The sequence below is a fragment of the Mesorhizobium sp. M0491 genome (assembly GCF_040321265.1).
Lineage (GTDB): Bacteria > Pseudomonadota > Alphaproteobacteria > Rhizobiales > Rhizobiaceae > Mesorhizobium.
Genome location: NZ_JAMYRE010000028.1, coordinates 58,041 through 80,518, shown reverse-complemented (window position 1 = coordinate 80,518; position 22,478 = coordinate 58,041). Strand labels below are relative to the sequence as shown.

The window sequence follows — 22,478 nt, the reverse complement described above, 5'->3', positions numbered from 1 at the left end:
CGGCGGCCCGCTCTCTATCCTTTTATGCTGTGGTGTTCCCGCGCCCCGCGGGGCGTGTTCAACCCCCCCCCACTTTACACCCCCCCCCCGCCCGCGGCGTTTCGCGGGGGCGGCGGGACCACGCGCTGCCGCGTTTGATGTCGGACGATGCGGACAGCGCAACCGAAAGGGGGCCGAATGAACTGGCTTGAAAACTTGCGGCGCAGTTTCCTTGACTGGCAAGCCATGGCGGACGTGCTGCCAAGCATGATCACCATCGGATTGAAGAACACCTTGATCCTCGCGGCCGCATCCACGGTGCTGGGTGTCGTGCTCGGCATGATCCTGGCAGTCATGGGCATCTCGCAATCGCGCTGGCTGCGCATTCCGGCCCGGGTCTACACGGACATTTTCCGTGGCCTTCCGGCGATCGTCACGATCCTTCTGATCGGCCAGGGCTTTGCGCGCATCGGCCGTGAAATCTTTGGGCCTTCGCCCTTTCCGCTCGGCATTCTGGCCCTCAGCCTGATCGCCGGCGCCTATATCGGCGAAATCTTCCGCTCGGGCATCCAGAGCGTCGAGCGCGGGCAAATGGAAGCCTGCCGGGCGCTCAGCATGAGCTACGGGCAGGGCATGCGCCTGATCGTCATCCCGCAGGGCATCCGCCGCGTCCTGCCGGCGCTGGTCAACCAGTTCATCGGCAACGTCAAGGATTCGAGCCTCGTCTACTTCCTCGGTCTGCTCGCATCGGAGCGCGAGATTTTCCGCGTCGGTCAGGACCAGGCGGTGGTCACCGGAAACCTGTCGCCATTGCTGCTGGCCGGCGTGTTCTATCTCGTGATCACCGTGCCGTTGACCCACGTGGTTAATTACATCGACAACTCGCTGCGGGTCGGAAAGCAAAAGGCAGGCCTCGTCACCAGCGGCCTTGCCGAGGTGAGCGAACTGGAGAGCGCCGTCGGCAGCCCGCTCTCCGAGGCCAGCCCTGAAGACAGCTCGGCGCTTTCACGCTTCAAGGGTGGTAGTCTCGCCGTCACCAATCTCGACATGGCCTATGGCGATCTCGATGTCCTGAAGGGCGTCAGCCTGACGGTCAAGCCGGGCACGGTCACCTGCGTCATCGGTCCGTCAGGGTCGGGCAAGTCGACCTTGCTGCGCTGCCTTAACCGCTTGGTCGAGCCCAAGGGCGGTGACGTGCTGCTCGATGGCGCGAGCATCCTGGCGATGAAGCCCGAAAAGCTGCGCCGGCGTGTCGGCATGGTGTTCCAGCAGTTCAACCTGTTTCCCGACCACACAGCCCTGGAAAACGTCATGCTGTCGCTGACCAAGGTCAAGGGCCTTCCGGTGCGGGAAGCCGAGCGCATCGCCGAGGCGCGCCTCGCCGATGTTGGCCTTGCCGCACGCAAACACCATCGTCCCGGCAGTCTTTCCGGTGGCCAGCAGCAGCGGGTGGCAATCGCCCGTGCACTGGCAATGGACCCTGAGGTGATCCTGTTCGACGAGGTGACGAGCGCTCTCGATCCGGAACTGGTGAAGGGCGTTCTCAACCTGATGGCTGACCTCGGCCGACGTGGCATGACAATGGTCGTGGTGACCCATGAAATGGGTTTTGCCCGCAAGGTCGCCGATCAGGTCATCTTCATGGATGAGGGCCGTGTCATCGAGGCCGGCACGCCCGCTGCGATCTTCGACACTCCCAAAAGCGCGCGCTTGAAGCACTTCCTCGCCGAAGTGCTGTGATCCGCATCGCCATCTGGCCGATATGCGTGGAACGCCTTCGGTCGCTCAATCCACTCTCTACACAGTGAAAGAACATCTCATGGTTACATCGCATCCGGTCTCGAAGGTCGTCGTTGTCGGAGGCGGCATTTTCGGTGTCTCCACAGCCGTTCATCTCGCGCGGCTTGGCATCGAAACGATCCTCGTCAACGATGGACCGCTTGCCAAGGGGGCGTCGGGCCGCTCGCTCTCCTGGCTCAATTCAGCGCGCAAGCGGTCGGCTGAGTATCATCGCTTGCGCATGATCGGTATCGACCGCTACCGGACGTTGTCGGCGAGATATCCGGATGCTGCGTGGCTGCGTTTCGATGGCGGCCTGACATGGGATGCGGACGACGCCTCGAACCAGATTGCTGATGTCTTCGCCCATGAAAAGGATCTCGGCTATGACGCACAGCACCTGACCGCGGCCGCCATAGCGGCGGTCACACCAGGCGTTGCCGCAGGCGCCGTCACGCCGCAGGGAGCCATTTTCAACCCAGGGGAAGGCTGGGTCGACCTGCCATCGCTGATCGATGCATTAATTGCGGAGTTCGTGGAGCGCGGCGGGCGACTGGTCACCGATGCCGGCAGGGCCACGGTCACGGTTGTCGATGGTCGTGCCACTGGCGCCACCACGACCAGCGGCATCGACTTTCCTGCCGATGCAGTCCTCCTGGCGACCGGCAGTGATGTGCCGCGAATGGTTGCGGCCACAGGCCACCATATCGAGGATGGGACGCCGATCGCGCTGCTGGTCAGGACCAAGCCGGTCGATTTGGCTCTTCGGGCCGTGCTCAACACGCCGCGCGTCGCCATCCGCCCGACGCCGGACGGAGCCCTCGCGCTCGATTCCGCCTGGTCGGAAGAAGAGGTAATCATCAATGCAGACGGCACCTATGGGGTGAAGGGCTCGACGATTGATGGACTTCTTGAACAAGCCGCGAAGGTCCTCGAGGGACATCCAAAGCTGGAATTGGAGAGTTATGGTGTCGGCCCCAAGCCGATTCCGGGCGACGGCGAGCCGGTCTTCGGCTTGTTGAAAGATATCCAGGGATACTACGTCGCCTTCAGCCACAGCGGCGCGACGCTTGGCCTGATCGCCGGTGAACTCATTGCCGACGAGATCGCCACCGGAAGAGAGCACCCGCTGCTTGCCAAGTTCCGCCCAAGCCGCTTTGCTTAGGCTTTCGGAATTGTTTCGTGTGGCCATCAGCGACATTTCTGCGGTCTGCCCTTTGAAAATCGGCGACCCGCTTGCCATATTAGCCCGATTGGGGCATAAGAGCGCCATAGCCGGGACGGAACGACTGGATGGTTCCGAGGCGGTGTTTGGTCATAAAGCGGAGACTTGCCACTTGCGTGGATCAAGAATCGGTTTTATGTAGACGAAACAGACACGCGACGCGTGGAGCTGGGAAACCGGCTTTACGCGTCTGATTTGCATGGGCGAAATGATTGCGCTGATTCGGCGCGAAATTCGCTCAGGCGGTACGTCCCGGCCAGCGGGATCATCCAGGAGACCCGGCCAACGGGTCTTGAAGACAGAGCGGCATATGGCTTCGAAAACCACAAATCCTTTCGTCTTTCTCCAGCAGGTCCGCGCGGAGACCGCCAAGGTGACTTGGCCGTCGCGGCGCGAAACGATGATCTCGACGGTGATGGTTCTGGCCTTCGCAGTGATCGCGATGATCTTTTTCTTCACCGCCGATCAGCTCATGGGCCTTGCGGTCGAACAGATTCTGGGCATCGGACGCTAAGTCCGGCGATTACGGAGAAGTCTTGAAATGACCGCGCGCTGGTACATCGTCCACGCCTATTCGAACTTTGAAAAGAAGGTCGCCGAGGATATCGAGAACAAGGCCAAGCAGAAGGGCCTGTCCGCCGACATCCATCAGATCGTGGTTCCGACCGAGAAGGTCGTCGAAGTTCGCCGCGGCCGCAAGGTCGATGCCGAGCGCAAGTTCTTCCCGGGCTATGTGCTGCTGAAGGCGAATTTGACCGACGCTGTGTTCTCGCTGGTCAAGAACACACCGAAGGTCACCGGCTTCCTGGGTGACTCCAAGCCGGTGCCGATCACCGAGGCGGAAGCGCAGCGCATCCTGAACCAGGTGCAGGAAGGCGTCGAGCGGCCCAAGCCCTCGGTCACGTTCGAGATCGGCGAAGCGATCCGCGTTTCGGATGGTCCCTTCGCGTCGTTCAACGGTTTCGTCCAGGAAGTGGACGAGGAGCGGGCGCGGCTCAAGGTGGAAGTTTCGATCTTCGGGCGCGCCGTGCCGGTCGATCTGGAATTCGGACAGGTCGAAAAGGGCTGATCCGAAATCCCTGACGCCGGTTTGGCGATCAGGGGAGGCGGCGCGGAAGCGCGGCCTGAGAACGGTGGGAGACGAATGCGGCTTTAGCCGGCCGCATGGATCGCACCACCAGACTGCAACCGCCGGCATGACCGGCATAGACAAAGGCAGGAAAAGAGATGGCTAAGAAAATTGCAGGCCAGCTCAAGCTCCAGGTGAAAGCGGGATCGGCTACGCCGTCTCCCCCGATCGGCCCGGCGCTTGGTCAGCGTGGCATCAACATCATGGAGTTCTGCAAGGCGTTCAACGCGCAGACCCAGGAAATGGAAAAGGGATCGCCGGTTCCGGTCGTCATCACCTACTATCAGGACAAGTCCTTCACCTTCGTCATGAAGACGGCGCCGGTGAGCTACTTCCTGAAGAAGGCAGCGAACCTGACGTCCGGTTCCAAGGAGCCGGGCAAGGTCAAGGCCGGTACGGTTTCGCGTGACAAGGTCCGCGAGATTGCCACCGCGAAGATGAAAGACCTGAACGCAAACGACGTCGAAGCGGCCATGCGCATGGTCGAGGGCTCCGCCCGCTCGATGGGTCTGGAAGTGGTGGGCTAAGATCATGGCAAAGATTGCAAAGCGTGTATCGAAGACCCGCGAAGGCATCGATCCCAACAAGGCTTATGCCCTGGGTGATGCGCTGAAGCTGCTCAAGGACCGTTCCTCGGTGAAGTTCGATGAGACCATCGAAGTCGCCATGAATCTCGGCGTCGACCCGCGCCATGCCGACCAGATGGTCCGCGGCGTGGTCAACCTGCCGAACGGCACCGGCCGCTCGGTGCGTGTCGCCGTGTTCGCCCGTGGCGACAAGGCCGACGAAGCGCGCGCCGCCGGCGCCGACATCGTTGGTGCCGAGGATCTGGTCGACATCGTCCAGAAGGGCACGATCGATTTCGATCGCTGCATCGCCACGCCGGACATGATGCCGCTGGTCGGTCGTCTGGGCAAAGTGCTCGGCCCGCGCGGCATGATGCCGAACCCGAAGGTCGGCACCGTCACCACCGACGTTGCCGCCGCCGTCAAGGCATCCAAGGGCGGCGCCGTCGAGTTCCGTGTCGAGAAGGCTGGCATCGTCCATGCCGGCGTCGGCAAGGTCTCGTTCGACGTCAAGGCGCTGGAAGAGAACATCCGCGCCTTCGCCGATGCGGTGACCAAGGCAAAGCCGACTGGCGCCAAGGGCAACTACGTCAAGAAGGTGTCGGTCACCTCGACGATGGGCCCGGGCCTCAAGCTCGACGTCGCGACGCTCAACGCGTCCTGATACGAACATTTGGATCGGCCGCTAAGCGGCTGATCCGCAAGTGAATTCCGGGCCTCCGACCTAGTTGGCGGCCCGGTGCCGGAAGTCGAAAGGCTTCCGGACATCCTGTCCGAGATTGCAGGCGGCCCAGAAGCCTTAATTCGATTTGGGCCTGCATGAGACGGGTGAAGACCGGACAACGGAGCGATTGCTCCAATGAAAGGTTCGAACCGTGTTTGCCTTTTGTCTGCGCATCGCCGGCTTGACTGTCGATGTGGCGAAAGGGGGCAGGATCCTCGAGCGTCGTTCGGGAGATCCGTTACTGGATGGCCCGGCCGACAAAAGGCAACCCGACGCCTGTCCTCGTCAATGGGATGTTCCCGTTAACAGGATTGGGGTCAACTGGAGATAGGCAGTGGACAGAGCGGAAAAACGCGAACTCGTCACGGGCCTGAACGGTGCGTTCTCGAACGCAGGTTCAGTGGTCGTGGCCCACTACGCCGGTATCACCGTCGCGCAAATGAACGACCTTCGGTCGAAAATGCGCGCCGCCGGTGGCACCGTCAAAGTCGCGAAGAACCGTCTCGCCAAAATCGCTCTTCAGGGCACGGACTCCGCATCGATCATCGAGCTGTTCAAGGGACAGACGCTGATTGCTTATTCGGAGGATCCGATTGCGGCGCCGAAGGTCGCGTCCGATTTCGCCAAGGGAAATGACAAGCTCGTCATTCTCGGTGGCGCAATGGGCACCACCTCGCTCAATGCCGACGGTGTGAAGGCACTCGCCACACTTCCGTCGCTCGATGAGCTGCGCGCCAGGCTGGTTGGCATGATCGCCACGCCGGCAACCCGGATCGCCCAGATCGTCAATGCGCCAGCGGCTTCGGTCGCGCGCGTCATCGGCGCTTACGCCCGGAAGGACGAGGCGGCATGAGGCCGTTCCTCGCTATCACAAACACACGTTCGAACCTTATGAAGGAACACAACAATGGCTGATCTCGCAAAGATCGTAGACGACCTTTCGAAGCTGACCGTCCTCGAGGCGGCTGAGCTGTCGAAGCTTCTGGAAGAAAAGTGGGGCGTTTCCGCCGCTGCTCCGGTGGCTGTTGCCGCCGCTGGCGGTGGTGCGGCCGCTGCTGCTCCGGTCGAGGAAAAGACGGAATTCGACGTCGTCCTCACCGAGGCAGGCGCTCAGAAGATCAACGTCATCAAGGAAGTCCGCGCCATCACCGGTCTTGGCCTCAAGGAAGCCAAGGACCTGGTCGAAGCGGCTCCGAAGCCGGTCAAGGAAGCCGTTTCCAAGGCCGACGCTGACAAGTTCAAGGCCCAGCTGGAAGCAGCCGGCGCCAAGGTCGAACTGAAGTAAGCGTAAAAGCGGCGGGCGGCCTCGCGCCGTCCGCCACTCCCTTCGCCCGAAGGGAGTGCGCGTAACGCGAGATCTACGAGAACCTCTTTCCTGAGGGCCGAAAACCGGCCTTCAGGAAACGGGTTTTCTCCCGTTCTAGCCGGCCGCCGACAGGCGCCGGGAAAACAGACAGAGGGTTGCCGCCAAGGTGGCCCAGCATGCAAGGCGAGCCGCGGCGAGGCTCGTCCCGAGTTTAGAGCTAAGGAGCGACGATGGCCCAGACCCAGACTTTCAATGGCCGCAGACGCGTACGCAAGTTCTTCGGAAAGATTCCGGAAGTTGCGGAGATGCCGAACCTGATCGAGGTTCAGAAGGCATCCTATGACCAGTTCCTGATGGTGGCGGAGCCCAAGGGTGGGCGTCCGGACGAGGGACTGCAGGCTGTTTTCAAGTCGGTCTTCCCGATCTCCGATTTTTCCGGCTCCTCGATGCTGGAGTTCGTGAAGTATGAGTTCGAAGGACCGAAATTCGACGTTGACGAATGCCGTCAGCGCGACCTGACCTATGCCGCGCCGCTCAAGGTGACGCTGCGCCTCATCGTGTTCGATATCGACGAGGATACCGGCGCCAAGTCCATCAAGGACATCAAGGAGCAGGACGTCTACATGGGCGACATGCCGCTCATGACGCTGAATGGCACCTTCATCGTCAACGGCACCGAGCGCGTCATCGTCTCGCAGATGCACCGCTCGCCGGGCGTCTTCTTCGACCATGACAAGGGCAAGTCGCACTCGTCGGGCAAGCTTCTGTTTGCCGCGCGCGTCATCCCCTATCGCGGCTCGTGGCTCGACATCGAGTTCGATTCCAAGGACGTCGTGCACGCCCGCATCGATCGTCGCCGCAAGATTCCGGTGACGTCGCTGCTGATGGCGCTCGGCATGGACGGCGAAGAAATCCTGTCGACCTTCTACAACAAGATCACCTACAAGCGCGCCGGCGACCATTGGCGCATTCCGTTCAACGTCGAGCGTTTCCGCGGCCTCAAGGCCGTCGGCGACCTGGTCGATGCCGATACCGGCGAAGTCGTCGTCGAAGCCGGCAAGAAGATCACGGCACGTCAGGCTCGGGCGCTTGGCGAAAAGGGTCTGAAGGCGATCAAGGCGACCGACGAGGATCTGCTCGGCAACTACCTGGCCGAGGACATCGTCAACTACGCCACCGGCGAGATATTCCTCGAAGCCGGGGACGAGATCGACGAGAAGACGCTGAAGGTTCTGCTCGGCACCGGCGAAGACGAGATCAAGGTTCTCGACATCGACCACGTCAATGTCGGCGCCTATATCCGCAACACGCTCAACGTCGACAAGAACGAGAGCCGCCAGGACGCGCTGTTCGACATCTATCGTGTCATGCGCCCCGGCGAGCCGCCGACGCTCGAAACCGCCGAAGCCATGTTCAACTCGCTGTTCTTCGACAGTGAGCGCTACGATCTGTCGGCCGTTGGCCGCGTCAAGATGAACATGCGCCTCGAGCTCAAGGCCGAGGACACCGTGCGCGTGCTGCGCAAGGACGACATCCTGGCCGTGGTCAGGACGCTGGTTGAACTGCGCGACGGCAAGGGCGAGATCGACGACATCGACAATCTCGGCAACCGCCGCGTGCGTTCGGTCGGCGAGCTGATGGAAAACCAGTACCGCGTCGGCCTGCTGCGCATGGAACGCGCGATCAAGGAGCGTATGTCCTCGATCGAGATCGACACGGTCATGCCGCAGGACCTGATCAACGCCAAGCCGGCGGCTGCCGCCGTGCGCGAGTTCTTCGGTTCCTCGCAGCTGTCGCAGTTCATGGACCAGACCAACCCGCTGTCGGAGATCACCCACAAGCGCCGCCTCTCGGCGCTTGGACCGGGCGGTCTGACCCGCGAGCGCGCCGGCTTCGAAGTGCGCGACGTGCACCCGACGCATTACGGCCGCATCTGCCCGATCGAGACGCCGGAAGGCCCGAATATCGGTCTGATCAACTCGCTGGCCACCTTCGCACGCGTCAACAAGTACGGCTTCATCGAGAGCCCGTACCGCAAGATCGTCGACGGCAAGCTGACCAATGACGTCGTCTATCTCTCGGCGATGGAAGAGGCCAAGCACCATGTCGCGCAGGCCAACGCCGAGCTCGACAAGAACGGTGGTTTCGTCGACGAATTCGTCATTTGCCGCAGTGCCGGCGAAGTGATGATGGCGCCGCGCGAAAACGTCGATCTGATGGACGTGTCGCCCAAGCAGATGGTGTCGGTGGCCGCGGCCCTGATCCCGTTCCTGGAAAACGACGACGCCAACCGCGCTCTGATGGGCTCGAACATGCAGCGTCAGGCCGTGCCGCTGGTGCGCGCCGAGGCGCCGTTCGTCGGCACCGGCATGGAGCCGATCGTTGCCCGTGACTCGGGCGCTGCCATCGGCGCCCGCCGCGGCGGCATCGTCGACCAGGTGGATGCGACGCGTATCGTTATCCGCGCTACCGAAGATCTCGATCCGGGCAAGTCCGGCGTCGACATCTACCGGCTGATGAAGTTCCAGCGTTCGAACCAGAACACCTGCATCAACCAGCGTCCGCTGGTTCGCATGGGTGACCTCGTCAACAAGGGCGACATCATCGCCGACGGTCCGTCGACCGAGCTCGGTGATCTGGCGCTCGGCCGCAACGTGCTGGTCGCGTTCATGCCGTGGAATGGCTACAACTACGAGGACTCGATCCTCCTGTCCGAACGCATCGTCGCCGATGACGTCTTCACCTCGATCCATATCGAGGAGTTCGAGGTCATGGCGCGCGATACCAAGCTCGGGCCGGAGGAAATCACGCGCGATATTCCGAACGTCTCGGAAGAAGCGCTGAAGAACCTCGACGAAGCCGGCATCGTCTACATCGGTGCGGAAGTTCAGCCGGGCGACATCCTGGTCGGCAAGATCACGCCGAAGGGCGAAAGCCCGATGACGCCGGAAGAGAAGCTTCTGCGCGCCATCTTCGGCGAAAAGGCATCCGATGTGCGCGACACCTCGATGCGCATGCCTCCGGGCACTTTCGGCACCGTCGTCGAGGTGCGCGTCTTCAATCGCCACGGTGTGGAGAAGGACGAGCGCGCCATGGCGATCGAGCGCGAGGAGATCGAACGCCTCGCCAAGGACCGCGACGACGAGCAGGCCATTTTGGACCGTAACGTCTATGCGCGTCTTTCCGACGTGCTCGTCGGCAAGGAAGCGATCGCTGGACCGAAGGGCTTCAAGAAGGGCTCGACGCTGTCCAAGGATACGCTCGACGAGTATCCGCGTTCGCAGTGGTGGCAGTTTGCCGTGGAGAACGAAAAGCTCCAGAGCGAACTCGAAGCCCTGCGTGGCCAGTACGACGATTCCAAGAAGGCGCTCGAACAGCGTTTCATGGACAAGGTCGAGAAGGTCCAGCGCGGCGACGAAATGCCTCCGGGCGTCATGAAGATGGTCAAGGTCTTCGTGGCCGTGAAGCGCAAGATGCAGCCCGGCGACAAGATGGCCGGCCGTCACGGCAACAAGGGTGTCGTGTCGCGGATCGTTCCGGTCGAGGACATGCCTTTCCTCGAGGACGGCACGCATGCCGATATCGTGCTCAACCCGCTGGGTGTGCCGAGCCGCATGAATGTCGGCCAGATCCTGGAAACGCATCTGGGCTGGGCATGCGCGGGCATGGGCAGGAAAATCGGCGAGCTGATCGACACGTACAAGGCAGCCGGCGACATCAAGCCGCTGCGCAAGACGCTCGAGAGCTTCATCCCGGCCAACGACCGCAACGAGCCGGTTCGTGACTATGACGACGAGAGCATTGTTCGCCTCAGCGAGCAGATGCGCCGCGGCGTCTCGATCGCGACCCCGGTGTTCGACGGCGCGCACGAGGCTGACATCAACATCATGCTGGAGCAGGCGGGCCTGCACACCAGCGGTCAGTCGCAACTCTATGACGGACGCACCGGCGAGCCGTTCGATCGCAAGGTGACGATGGGCTACATCTACATGCTCAAGCTTCACCATCTCGTGGACGACAAGATCCACGCGCGTTCGATCGGTCCGTACTCGCTCGTCACCCAGCAGCCGCTGGGCGGCAAGGCGCAGTTCGGTGGCCAGCGCTTCGGCGAGATGGAGGTCTGGGCACTCGAAGCATACGGCGCCGCCTACACGCTGCAGGAAATGCTGACGGTGAAGTCGGACGACGTCGCAGGCCGTACCAAGGTCTACGAGGCGATCGTCCGTGGCGACGACACCTTCGAGGCCGGCATCCCCGAGAGCTTCAACGTTCTCGTCAAGGAAATGCGGTCTCTCGGCCTCAATGTCGAGCTGGAGAACACCAAGCTCGACGACAACCCTGTCCGGCTGCCAGATGCTGCCGAATAGGGGCGCGGCCGAGTAAGGCAATGGCGCGCCACGGCTTTCCGCGGCGCGCCTCGATCATGATCCCGAAAAGTGGCTACCGGTTTTCGGATGGGATCATGCTCAACCAGGAAGTATTCGACGGCCAGTGGCCGACAAAGACGGCGGGCGTTTGGCTCGCGACTAGATGCAAGGGGTCTTCGAGGATCCCGAAAAGGAGAACGGCATGAACCAAGAGGTCATGAATCTCTTCAATCCCCAGGCGCCTGCGCAGGTGTTCGATTCCATCCGGATATCGCTCGCCAGCCCTGAGAAGATTCTGTCCTGGTCTTTCGGCGAGATCAAGAAGCCGGAGACCATCAACTACCGCACCTTCAAGCCGGAGCGTGACGGTCTGTTCTGCGCGCGCATTTTTGGCCCGATCAAGGACTATGAGTGCCTGTGCGGCAAGTACAAGCGCATGAAGTACAAGGGCGTCATCTGCGAGAAGTGCGGCGTTGAAGTCACGCTGTCGCGCGTTCGCCGCGAGCGCATGGGCCATATCGAACTGGCGGCACCGGTCGCCCATATCTGGTTCCTGAAGTCGCTGCCGTCGCGCATCGGCACGCTGCTCGACATGACCCTGAAGGACATCGAGCGCGTCCTCTACTTCGAGAACTACATCGTCACCGAACCTGGCCTCACCGCGCTGAAGGAGCACCAGCTGCTCAGCGAGGAAGAGTACATGATCGCCGTCGACGAGTATGGCGAGGATTCGTTCACCGCCATGATCGGCGCCGAGGCCATTCATGACCTCCTGGCCGGCATGGACTTGGAGAAGATCGCCGGCGACCTGCGTTCGGAACTGGCTTCGACCACCTCCGAGCTGAAGCAGAAGAAGTATCTGAAGCGGCTCAAGGTCGTCGAGAACTTCATGGAATCCGGCAACCGTCCGGAATGGATGATCATGAAGGTGGTTCCGGTGATCCCGCCGGACCTGCGCCCGCTGGTTCCTCTGGACGGCGGCCGCTTCGCCACGTCGGATCTGAACGACCTCTATCGCCGCGTCATCAACCGCAACAATCGTCTGAAGCGGCTGATCGAGCTGCGCGCTCCCGGCATCATCGTGCGCAATGAAAAGCGCATGCTGCAGGAAGCCGTCGATGCGCTGTTCGACAACGGCCGTCGCGGCCGCGTCATCACCGGCGCCAACAAGCGCCCGCTGAAGTCGCTGTCCGACATGCTCAAGGGCAAGCAGGGCCGGTTCCGTCAGAACCTGCTCGGCAAGCGCGTCGACTATTCCGGCCGCTCGGTCATCGTGACCGGTCCGGAGCTCAAGCTGCACCAGTGCGGCCTGCCCAAGAAGATGGCGCTCGAACTGTTCAAGCCCTTCATCTACGCCCGTCTCGACGCCAAGGGTTACTCCTCGACCGTCAAGCAGGCGAAGAAGCTGGTCGAAAAGGAGCGTCCGGAAGTCTGGGATATCCTCGACGAGGTCATCCGCGAACATCCGGTGCTGCTGAACCGTGCGCCGACGCTGCACCGTCTCGGCATCCAGGCGTTCGAGCCGATCCTGATCGAGGGCAAGGCGATCCAGTTGCACCCGCTGGTCTGCACGGCCTTCAACGCCGACTTCGACGGCGACCAGATGGCCGTTCACGTGCCGCTGTCGCTGGAAGCGCAGCTTGAAGCCCGCGTGCTGATGATGTCGACCAACAACATCCTGCACCCGGCTTCCGGCGCGCCGATCATCGTGCCGTCGCAGGACATGGTTCTGGGTCTCTACTATCTCTCGATCGTCAACCAGAACGAGCCGGGCGAGGGCATGGTGTTTGCCGACATGGGCGAACTCCAGCACGCGCTCGAGACCAAGGCCGTGACGCTGCACTCCAAGATCAAGGGTCGTTTCCGCACGGTCGACGCCGAAGGCAAGGTGGTGTCGAAGATCCATGACACCACGCCTGGCCGCATGATCATCGGCGAGCTTCTGCCGAAGAACGTCAACGTGCCTTACGAGACCGCCAACCAGGAGATGACCAAGAAGAACATCTCCAAGATGATCGACACCGTCTACCGCCATTGCGGTCAGAAGGAGACGGTCATTTTCTGCGATCGCATCATGGCTCTCGGCTTCAGCCATGCCTGCCGTGCCGGCATTTCGTTCGGCAAGGACGACATGCTGATCCCGGATGCCAAGATCAAGCTGGTCTCCGACACCGAGGCTTTGGCCAAGGAATACGAGCAGCAGTACAATGACGGTCTGATCACGCAGGGCGAGAAGTACAACAAGGTCGTCGACGCCTGGGCCAAGTGCTCGGAAAAGGTCGCCGACGAGATGATGGCCCGCATCAAGGCGGTCGAGTTCGAGGACAATGGCCGTCAGAAGCCGATGAACTCGATCTACATGATGTCGCACTCCGGTGCGCGTGGCTCGCCCACCCAGATGCGTCAGCTTGCCGGCATGCGCGGCCTTATGGCCAAGCCGTCGGGTGAAATCATCGAAACGCCGATCATCTCGAACTTCAAGGAAGGCCTGACCGTGCTCGAGTACTTCAACTCGACCCACGGCGCCCGCAAGGGTCTGGCCGACACCGCCTTGAAGACGGCGAACTCGGGTTACCTCACCCGTCGTCTGGTCGACGTGGCGCAGGACTGCATCGTCAACTCCGTCGACTGCGGCACCGACAAGGGCCTCACCATGCAGCCGATCGTCGATGCCGGTCAGGTCGTCGCTTCGGTCGGCCAGCGCGTGCTGGGCCGTACGTCGCTCGACGACATCACACATCCGGTGTCGGGCGAGATCCTGGTCAAGGCCGGAACGCTGATGGACGAGCGTGACGTGGAACAGATCGAAAAGGCCGGCGTCCAGTCGGTCCGCATCCGCTCGGCACTGACTTGCGAAGTCAGGGTTGGCGTCTGCGCGGTCTGCTACGGTCGCGATCTTGCCCGCGGCACCCCGGTCAACCAGGGCGAAGCCGTCGGCGTCATCGCGGCGCAGTCGATCGGCGAGCCGGGCACGCAGCTCACCATGCGTACCTTCCACATGGGCGGTACCGCGCAGGTGGTGGACAGCTCGTTCCTTGAAGCCTCGTATGAGGGCAAGGTCGAGATCCGCAACCGCAACGTGGTGCGCAACTCCGACGGCCAGCAGATGGTCATGGGCCGCAACATGGCGGTGCTGATCCTCGACGAAGCCGGCAAGGAGCGCGCCTCGCACCGTCTCACCTATGGTTCGCGCATCTTCGTGGACGATGGTGACAAGGTGAAGCGCGGCCAGCGTATCGCCGAGTGGGATCCCTATACCCGTCCAGTCCTCACCGAAATCGAGGGCAGGGTGTCGTACGAGGATCTGGTCGACGGCATTTCCGTTCAGGAAACGGCCGACGAGTCGACCGGCATCACCAAGCGTGAGGTCATCGACTGGCGCTCGACGCCACGCGGTAACGACCTGAAGCCGGCGATCGCGATCCAGGACGCCAAGGGCAAGGTCGGCAAGCTGTCGAAGGGCGGCGACGCGCGCTTCCTGCTCTCGGTCGAGGCCATTCTTTCGGTCGAGCCGGGCTCGCAGGTTCGTCCCGGCGACGTGCTGGCGCGTATTCCGATGGAAAGCGCCAAGACCAAGGACATCACCGGCGGTCTGCCGCGTGTTGCCGAACTGTTCGAGGCACGTCGTCCGAAGGATCACGCCATCATCGCCGAGATCGACGGCACGATCCGCTTCGGCCGCGACTACAAGAACAAGCGTCGCATCATCATCGAGCCGCATGACTCGACGCTTGAGCCGGTCGAATACCTGATCCCGAAGGGCAAGCCGTTCCATCTCCAGGACGGCGACGTCATCGAGAAGGGCGACTACATCCTCGACGGCAATCCGGCGCCGCACGACATCCTGGCGATCAAGGGCGTGGAGGCACTTGCTTCCTACCTCGTCAACGAGATCCAGGAAGTCTATCGTCTGCAGGGCGTGCAGATCAACGACAAGCACATCGAGGTGATCGTTCGCCAGATGCTGCAGAAGGTCGAGATCACGGTGCAGGGCGACTCGACCTACATTCCGGGCGATCATGTCGACGTGATCGAACTGGAAGAGGTCAACGAGCGTCTGGTCGAGGACGGCAAGAAGCCGGCCGAAGGCCTGCCGGTGCTGCTCGGCATCACCAAGGCATCGCTGCAGACGCCATCCTTCATCTCGGCCGCCTCCTTCCAGGAGACGACCCGAGTGCTGACGGAAGCCGCGGTTGCCGGCAAGACCGACATGCTGCAGGGACTGAAGGAAAACGTCATCGTCGGCCGGCTTATCCCGGCCGGCACCGGCGGCACGATGAGCCAGATTCGGCGCATCGCCACCTCGCGCGACGAACTGATCATCGACGAGCGCCGCAAGGCCTCGGGTGTGGAAGTCGCCGAGCCGATGCTGGCCGACATGACAACCGCCGCGCAGTAAGCGGACGGAAAGGGAAGAGGAAAAGGGGCCGAATGGCCCCTTTTCGCGTTTAGGTCTCCAATTGGATCGGAGAAGAAAACGATGAGCAAAAGAAGCTGGGCGGCAGTCGACGACTACATCGTCGGTTCCCTGTTTGAGGCGGACCCCGTGCTTGATGCCGTTCTGGCGGCCAACCACGATCAGGGCCTGCCGGCGATCGACGTGTCGCCGGCGCAGGGCAAGCTGCTTTCCCTTCTTGCGCGGATGCGGGGAGCCAAAAAGGTTCTCGAAATCGGCACGCTGGGCGGCTATTCGACCATCTGGATGGCGCGCGCACTGCCTGCCGACGGCAAGATCGTGACACTTGGACTCGACCCGCATCACGCCAGCGTCGCGCGATCGAATTTCGAGCGGGCAGGCGTCTTGGAGCGGGTGGAACTGCGGGTCGGTCCGGCGCTTCAGTCGCTTGCAGCACTTGGCGCCGAGCATGCCGGTCCATTCGACTTCATCTTCATCGATGCCGACAAGCCGAACAATCCGCACTACCTATCCTGGGCCATGCGGTTGTCGCGGCCCGGAACCGTCATCGTCTGCGACAACGTCATCCGCGACGGCGCAGTGCTCGATCAGGGTGGCCGTGATCCCAATGTAGAAGGGGCACGCGCCGCATTCTCGTTCATCGGCAGCGAGAAGCGTCTGGACGGCACCGCCATCCAGACCGTCGGCGCCAAAGGCTATGATGGCTTTGCCATTGCGATTGTGGAGTGACGGCCGATCGGCGAACAGCCAAGCCGCCCCTGTTCAATCGAAAAAAGCCTCGACCACGTTGCGCTTGCCGAGCATGAAGGCGTCGGCCACATGCTGGAGGGGCGCGAGGTCGACATCGGAGGTGCCGGCGCGCACGATTTCGGCAAAGCGCTTGTAGAGCATCGGGTACTCGGCCTCCGGCTCGTCATGAACCACCTTGCCGTCGATGGCGAGCTTCGAGCCGCCGCCCGACAGCACCATGGCGCCCTTGTCGGTCTCGGCCAGGATGTCCCAGCTTTGCGGGCCGGTCTGCAGCCAGTCGAGATCCATCGTCACCGGCAATCCATTCGAGGTGCGGAAGGCGACGCGCGCGGCAACCGGGGAGGCGCGGTTTTCGGGAAAATCCAACACCGCCGAGGTGATGAACATCGCCGGCAGGATATGGGTGGCAATCGAGAGCGCGTTGATGCCGGGATCGAAGACGCCAAAACCGCCGGGAGCCCAGATCCATTCCTGGTTCGGGTGCCAGCGGCGCACATCTTCCTTCCAGTTGATGGCGGCCGACTTGATCTTGGTCGTGTCGAGAAATGCGCGCGCGGCCTCGACCGCCGGCGCATAGCGCGAGTGCCAGCTGGCGAACAGCGAGACGCCGTTCTGCGCGGCCAATGTCTTGAGGTCCTCGACCTCGCTGACAGTGGCGCCAGGCGGCTTCTCCAGGAAGACATGCTTCTTCGCCATCAGCGCGGTGCGCGCCGCGTCGTAGCGGAACTGCGGCGGCATGCAGAGCGACACGGCCTCGAGTTCGGGAACGGCATCGAGCATGGCTTCGATATCAGTGAAATTGGGGATGTCTTCTACCTTGCCATGCCGGCTTGCGGCCGCGATGAGGCGATAGTCCTGGTCTTTCGCCAGAGCCGGCAGATGCTGGTCGTGGACGATCTTGCCGACGCCGACGATGCCTATCTTGATGGGCTGGGACACGGCCGCTCCGTCTGTTTGATGATGGTGATGGTTTCTTATCAGAACACTTGCCCCGGGCAAGCCGAAGCCGAGCAGGCAAGCTCAGCCTTCCTCGAGCGGCAGTGCACATTTTTGGCTGGGAAGGCCTCGGTCGCCGATTCGTCTCGGTAGCCGATTCGAAAGCTGGACCGGGAGGTCGGGGTCAGATCGGCACGTCGAAGGTGACGATCGACACTTCGCCTTCGAGCGCGCCCTGGAAGGCGGAGATATGCGGCTCTTCGTCGGGGATGCCGTCCATGTCGCCGATCTGGTCGAGCTCGGCCTCGGCGTACCCTTCGGCGGCAAGCGATTCGAGTGCCCGGCGCACCGCCGAATCGTCGTCGGGCGCAACCAGCATGACGTGGACGCCTTCCGGTTTGCCGCCTTTTTTCTTCCACACCCGGCCGGTGATGATGGTGACCGGGCGTTCTTCGTTGTCGTTCACGGGCCGATTCCTCTTGGCAGCGGGTGGGCGGGCGAGGGGGTTTTGACTGCTCATGCGGCCTTTTCGCATGAAGCAAGGCCGCGCAACAGCGCAAACCCATTCACTTTGCCTGAAGGCTTGTCACTTTCTTCCTCGCTCTTGCAAAAATGCGAAAGAAAATTACATGCGGTTTTCGCATGGCTGCCAAGCCTTGGTCGGCGTGCAATATTTGGTGCTCCGGGCTTGACGGTCCGCGGTCTTACGAGTAGAAGCCGCCCAGTCAGAACCGATGTGAGGCTCTCCCTTCCGAAGCGACACGCTTTGGAGTTTGCCTCAAACAGGGTTCGTTTTACGAGCGAAAAGACATTTCCGGCGTGCACGAAGCGGCTTCCGCTTCCTCTGCCTTTTGTTCGGGCAAGACCGCGAGGCGCGGTTTATGGCCCGAATTTGCGTATGGAAATGACGCTTTGAGCGGCCCTGACCGGGCGAGACACGGAATTGAGAGACAAGAGGGTTTAATGCCTACCGTCAACCAGCTGATCCGCAAGCCGCGCATTGCGCCGGTGAAGCGCAACAAGGTCCCGGCCATGCAGCAGAACCCGCAGAAGCGGGGCGTTTGCACGCGCGTCTATACAACGACGCCGAAGAAGCCGAACTCGGCGCTGCGCAAGGTGGCCAAGATCCGCCTGACCAATGGTTTTGAAGTGATCGGGTACATCCCCGGCGAAGGCCACAACCTTCAGGAGCACTCCGTGGTCATGATCCGCGGCGGCCGCGTCAAGGATCTTCCGGGCGTTCGCTACCACATCATCCGCGGCGTGCTCGACACGCAGGGTGTGAAGAACCGCAAGCAGCGCCGTTCGAAGTACGGCGCCAAGCGTCCGAAGTAAGGGGCGTCCGAAGTAAGATTTTCCGGCCTTGGCGCTGCTTGAGTGCGTCGGGCTATGAGATTGAGAGACAAAAGCCATGTCGCGTCGTCACAGTGCAGAAAAGCGTGAGATCAATCCGGACCCGAAGTTCGGCGATCTGATCGTCACCAAGTTCATGAACGCCGTTATGTATGACGGCAAGAAGTCGGTCGCCGAGACCATCGTCTACGGCGCGCTCGACCAGGTTCAGTCGAAGACCAAGCAGGAGCCGGTCACCGTCTTCCATCAGGCGCTCGACAATGTCGCGCCGCATGTTGAAGTGCGTTCGCGTCGTGTCGGTGGCGCCACCTACCAGGTTCCGGTCGACGTGCGCCCCGAGCGCCGCCAGGCATTGGCCATTCGCTGGCTGATCGCGGCGGCCCGCAATCGCAACGAGACCACGATGGTCGACCGCCTCTCCGGCGAGCTGATGGACGCGGCCAACAACCGCGGCACGGCAGTCAAGAAGCGTGAAGACACCCACAAGATGGCTGAAGCCAACCGCGCTTTCGCGCACTACCGCTGGTAAAGCGCGAACGAGACTGAGAGGCAGCTACGATGGCCCGCGAATACAAAATCGAAGACTACCGCAATTTCGGTATCATGGCGCATATTGACGCCGGCAAGACGACGACCACCGAGCGCGTCCTCTACTACACAGGCAAGTCGCACAAGATCGGCGAAGTCCACGACGGCGCTGCCACCATGGATTGGATGGAGCAGGAGCAGGAGCGCGGCATCACCATCACGTCCGCCGCGACCACGACCTTCTGGAAGGCTCGTGACGGCAAGATGCACCGCTTCAACATCATCGACACTCCCGGCCACGTCGACTTCACCATCGAAGTTGAGCGTTCGCTGCGCGTTCTCGACGGCGCCATTGCGCTGCTCGATGCCAATGCCGGCGTTGAGCCGCAGACCGAGACCGTCTGGCGCCAGGCCGACAAGTATCGCGTTCCGCGCATGATCTTCTGCAACAAGATGGACAAGATCGGTGCCGACTTCTATCGCTCGGTCGAGATGATCGGTTCGCGCCTCGGCGCGCATGCCGTTGTCATGCAGCTGCCGATCGGCGCCGAGACCGAGTTCAAGGGCGTCGTCGACCTCGTCGAGATGAACGCGCTGGTCTGGCGCGACGAGACGCTGGGCGCTGCCTGGGATGTCGTCGAGATCCCGGACGATCTCAAGGCTCGTGCCGAAGAATACCGCGAGAAGATGATCGAGGCCGCCGTCGAAATGGACGAGACGGCGCTTGAGAATTACCTCGAAGGCAAGATGCCGTCGAATGACGAGATCCGCGCGCTGATCCGCAAGGGCACCATCGCGGTGAAGTTCTACCCGATGTTCTGTGGCTCGGCCTTCAAGAACAAGGGCGTGCAGCCGCTGCTCGACGCCGTCGTCGAATATCTGCCGTCGCCGGCCGATGTTCCCGCCATCAAGGGCGTCGATGCCAAGACCGACGCGGAGATCGAGCGTCATGCCGACGACAACGAGCCGCTGTCGATGCTCGCCTTCAAGATCATGAACGACCCGTTCGTCGGTTCGCTGACCTTTGCCCGCATCTATTCGGGCAAGCTCACCAAGGGCATCTCGGTCGACAACACCGTGAAGGGCAAGAAAGAGCGCATCGGCCGCATGCTGCAGATGCATGCGAATTCGCGCGCCGACGTCGAAGAGGCTTTTGCAGGCGACATCGTTGCTCTTGCCGGTCTCAAGGACACGACCACCGGTGACACGCTGAGCGATCCGCTGCATCCGGTCATTCTCGAGCGCATGGAATTCCCCGATCCGGTCATCCAGATCGCCATCGAGCCGAAGACCAAGAACGACCAGGAAAAGATGGGCCTCGCCCTTCACCGCCTGGCCGCCGAGGATCCGTCCTTCCGCGTCAAGACCGACGAGGAAAGCGGCCAGACCATCATTTCCGGCATGGGCGAACTTCACCTGGACATCATCGTCGACCGCATGCGTCGCGAGTTCAAGGTCGAGGCCAATGTCGGCGCACCGCAGGTGGCTTATCGCGAGACCATCACCCGCAGGCACGAGCAGGATTACACGCACAAGAAGCAGACCGGCGGTACCGGTCAGTTCGCTCGCGTCAAGATCGTCTTCGAGCCGAACCCGGACAGCAGCGAGTTCGAGTTCGAGACCAAGATCGTCGGCGGCGCCGTGCCGAAGGAATACATCCCGGGTGTCGAAAAGGGCATCAACAGCGTCATGACCTCGGGTCCGTTCGCGGGCTTCCCGATGATCGGCGTCAAGGCGACCCTGATCGACGGCGCTTACCACGATGTCGACTCCAGCGTTCTGGCCTTCGAAATCGCCGGCCGCGCCTGCTTCCGTGAAGCCGCACCCAAGCTTGGCGTGCAGCTGTTGGAGCCGATCATGAAGGTCGAAGTGGTGACGCCGGAAGATTACGTCGGCAGCGTCATCGGCGATCTGAACGGTCGTCGTGGCCAGATCCAGGGCCAGGAAGCGCGCGGCGTGGCCGTCGTCATCAACGCGATGGTGCCGCTCGCCAACATGTTCAAGTATGTCGACAACCTGCGCTCGATGAGCCAGGGCCGTGCGGCCTACACCATGCAGTTCGATCACTATGAGCCGGTTCCGACCGCAGTGGCTCAGGAAGTCCAGAAGAAATACGCCTAAGGGTTTCTTAGCCACCGGGTCGCGCTCCTTGCGCGGTGCCGGATCTGAAGAGCGAATAACAATATCCCCTTAGCGGGTAGAATAGACGGAGAACGATTATGGCCAAAGGTAAATTCGAGCGTAACAAGCCTCACGTGAACATCGGCACGATTGGCCACGTCGACCATGGCAAGACGTCGCTGACGGCGGCGATCACCAAGTATTTTGGCGAATACAAGCGCTACGACCAGATCGACGCTGCCCCTGAAGAAAAGGCGCGCGGCATCACGATCTCGACGGCACACGTCGAATACGAGACGGCTGCCCGCCACTACGCTCACGTCGACTGCCCCGGCCACGCCGACTATGTGAAGAACATGATCACCGGTGCCGCGCAGATGGACGGCGCGATCCTGGTCGTGTCGGCCGCCGACGGCCCGATGCCGCAGACCCGCGAGCACATCCTGCTGGCCCGTCAGGTCGGCGTGCCGTCGATCGTGGTGTTCCTGAACAAGGTCGACCAGGTCGACGACGCCGAGCTGCTCGAACTGGTCGAGCTCGAGGTTCGCGAGCTTTTGACCAAGAACGAGTTCCCCGGCGACGACATTCCGATCGTCAAGGGTTCGGCGCTGGCTGCTCTGGAAGACAGCGACAAGAAGATCGGTGAAGACGCGATCCGCGAGCTGATGGCTGCGGTCGATGCCTACATCCCGACGCCGGTTCGTCCGCTCGACAAGCCGTTCCTGATGCCGATCGAAGACGTGTTCTCGATCTCTGGCCGCGGCACGGTCGTGACCGGCCGCGTCGAGCGCGGCATTGTCAAGGTCGGCGAGGAGCTGGAGATCATCGGCATCCGTCCGACGACCAAGACGACCTGCACGGGCGTCGAGATGTTCCGCAAGCTGCTCGATCAGGGCCAGGCCGGCGACAACATCGGCGCGCTGCTGCGCGGCGTTGATCGCGAAGGTGTCGAGCGCGGCCAGGTTCTGGCCAAGCCGGGCACGGTGAAGCCGCACAAGAAGTTCGTGGCCGAAGCCTACATCCTGACCAAGGACGAAGGTGGCCGTCACACGCCGTTCTTCACCAACTACCGTCCGCAGTTCTACTTCCGCACGACCGACGTGACCGGCATCGTGTCGCTGCCGGAAGGCACCGAGATGGTGATGCCGGGCGACAATATCACGGTCGATGTCGAGCTGATCGTGCCGATCGCCATGGAAGAGAAGCTGCGCTTCGCTATCCGTGAAGGCGGCCGCACCGTCGGTGCCGGCATCGTCGTCACCATCAAAGAGTAATTTGGACTTAAACCGATCTGTCGC

At 62.0% G+C, this 22,478-nt stretch carries 17 protein-coding genes; 15 read left to right on the top strand and 2 right to left on the bottom strand.

Features of this window, described 5'->3' with window-relative positions; all coding sequences use genetic code 11:
* The first annotated feature begins 177 nt into the window (after window positions 1-177).
* From NKI69_RS29020 to NKI69_RS28970, 11 genes are all read left to right on the top strand, one after another.
* Complete coding sequence (locus NKI69_RS29020; protein WP_023814286.1) at window positions 178-1,719, top strand: amino acid ABC transporter permease/ATP-binding protein; 1,542 nt, start codon at window positions 178-180, stop codon at window positions 1,717-1,719.
* 79 nt (window positions 1,720-1,798) lie between these two features.
* Complete coding sequence (locus NKI69_RS29015; RefSeq protein WP_023814287.1) at window positions 1,799-2,923, top strand: NAD(P)/FAD-dependent oxidoreductase; 1,125 nt, start codon at window positions 1,799-1,801, stop codon at window positions 2,921-2,923.
* Between the two features lie 370 nt (window positions 2,924-3,293).
* Window positions 3,294-3,497, top strand: coding sequence for a preprotein translocase subunit SecE (gene secE / locus NKI69_RS29010; protein ID WP_013531408.1), 204 nt, complete (start codon window positions 3,294-3,296; stop codon window positions 3,495-3,497).
* Between the two features lie 27 nt (window positions 3,498-3,524).
* Entirely contained in the window at window positions 3,525-4,052 is a 528-nt protein-coding gene (nusG, locus tag NKI69_RS29005; RefSeq protein ID WP_013531409.1) for a transcription termination/antitermination protein NusG, read from the top strand.
* Between the two features lie 158 nt (window positions 4,053-4,210).
* Window positions 4,211-4,639 (top strand): 50S ribosomal protein L11, encoded by a 429-nt coding sequence (gene rplK, locus NKI69_RS29000; protein ID WP_013531410.1) that lies wholly within the window; start codon window positions 4,211-4,213, stop codon window positions 4,637-4,639.
* Between the two features lie 4 nt (window positions 4,640-4,643).
* On the top strand, window positions 4,644-5,342 hold the full coding sequence (gene rplA / locus NKI69_RS28995; protein WP_013531411.1) for a 50S ribosomal protein L1: 699 nt from the start codon (window positions 4,644-4,646) through the stop codon (window positions 5,340-5,342).
* Window positions 5,343-5,736: 394 nt separating this feature from the next.
* Window positions 5,737-6,255, top strand: a complete 519-nt coding sequence (gene rplJ, locus NKI69_RS28990; protein ID WP_013531412.1) for a 50S ribosomal protein L10 — start codon at window positions 5,737-5,739, stop codon at window positions 6,253-6,255.
* 54 nt (window positions 6,256-6,309) lie between these two features.
* Window positions 6,310-6,687 (top strand): 50S ribosomal protein L7/L12, encoded by a 378-nt coding sequence (gene rplL / locus NKI69_RS28985; protein ID WP_027038853.1) that lies wholly within the window; start codon window positions 6,310-6,312, stop codon window positions 6,685-6,687.
* Between the two features lie 251 nt (window positions 6,688-6,938).
* A complete protein-coding gene (rpoB, locus tag NKI69_RS28980; protein WP_023814288.1) occupies window positions 6,939-11,075 on the top strand; it encodes a DNA-directed RNA polymerase subunit beta in 4,137 nt (1,378 codons plus the stop codon).
* 202 nt (window positions 11,076-11,277) lie between these two features.
* Window positions 11,278-15,474: a DNA-directed RNA polymerase subunit beta' gene (gene rpoC, locus NKI69_RS28975; RefSeq protein WP_023814289.1), complete on the top strand. Its 4,197-nt coding sequence runs from the start codon at window positions 11,278-11,280 to the stop codon at window positions 15,472-15,474.
* Window positions 15,475-15,555: 81 nt separating this feature from the next.
* The gene (locus NKI69_RS28970; protein ID WP_023814290.1) at window positions 15,556-16,221 is read left to right on the top strand and encodes an O-methyltransferase; all 666 of its coding nucleotides are present in this window, start codon (window positions 15,556-15,558) and stop codon (window positions 16,219-16,221) included.
* Window positions 16,222-16,254: 33 nt separating this feature from the next.
* Here the strand turns inward: NKI69_RS28970 and NKI69_RS28965 are convergent, their stop codons facing one another.
* Together NKI69_RS28965 and NKI69_RS28960 are read right to left on the bottom strand one after the other, a co-directional pair.
* Entirely contained in the window at window positions 16,255-17,181 is a 927-nt protein-coding gene (locus NKI69_RS28965) for a Gfo/Idh/MocA family protein (RefSeq protein WP_023814291.1), read from the bottom strand.
* A gap of 181 nt (window positions 17,182-17,362) precedes the next feature.
* The gene (locus NKI69_RS28960; protein ID WP_013531420.1) at window positions 17,363-17,644 is read right to left on the bottom strand and encodes a transcriptional regulator; all 282 of its coding nucleotides are present in this window, start codon (window positions 17,642-17,644) and stop codon (window positions 17,363-17,365) included.
* 497 nt (window positions 17,645-18,141) lie between these two features.
* Here NKI69_RS28960 and rpsL point away from each other — a divergent pair, with 497 nt between their 5' ends.
* From rpsL to tuf, 4 genes are all read left to right on the top strand, one after another.
* On the top strand, window positions 18,142-18,513 hold the full coding sequence (gene rpsL / locus NKI69_RS28955) for a 30S ribosomal protein S12 (RefSeq protein ID WP_006333356.1): 372 nt from the start codon (window positions 18,142-18,144) through the stop codon (window positions 18,511-18,513).
* A gap of 76 nt (window positions 18,514-18,589) precedes the next feature.
* Window positions 18,590-19,060, top strand: a complete 471-nt coding sequence (rpsG, locus tag NKI69_RS28950; RefSeq protein ID WP_008875664.1) for a 30S ribosomal protein S7 — start codon at window positions 18,590-18,592, stop codon at window positions 19,058-19,060.
* A gap of 29 nt (window positions 19,061-19,089) precedes the next feature.
* Window positions 19,090-21,180, top strand: coding sequence for an elongation factor G (gene fusA / locus NKI69_RS28945; RefSeq protein WP_023762913.1), 2,091 nt, complete (start codon window positions 19,090-19,092; stop codon window positions 21,178-21,180).
* A 98-nt stretch (window positions 21,181-21,278) separates the two neighbouring features.
* The gene (gene tuf, locus NKI69_RS28940; RefSeq protein WP_352441555.1) at window positions 21,279-22,454 is read left to right on the top strand and encodes an elongation factor Tu; all 1,176 of its coding nucleotides are present in this window, start codon (window positions 21,279-21,281) and stop codon (window positions 22,452-22,454) included.
* Window positions 22,455-22,478: the final 24 nt, after the last annotated feature.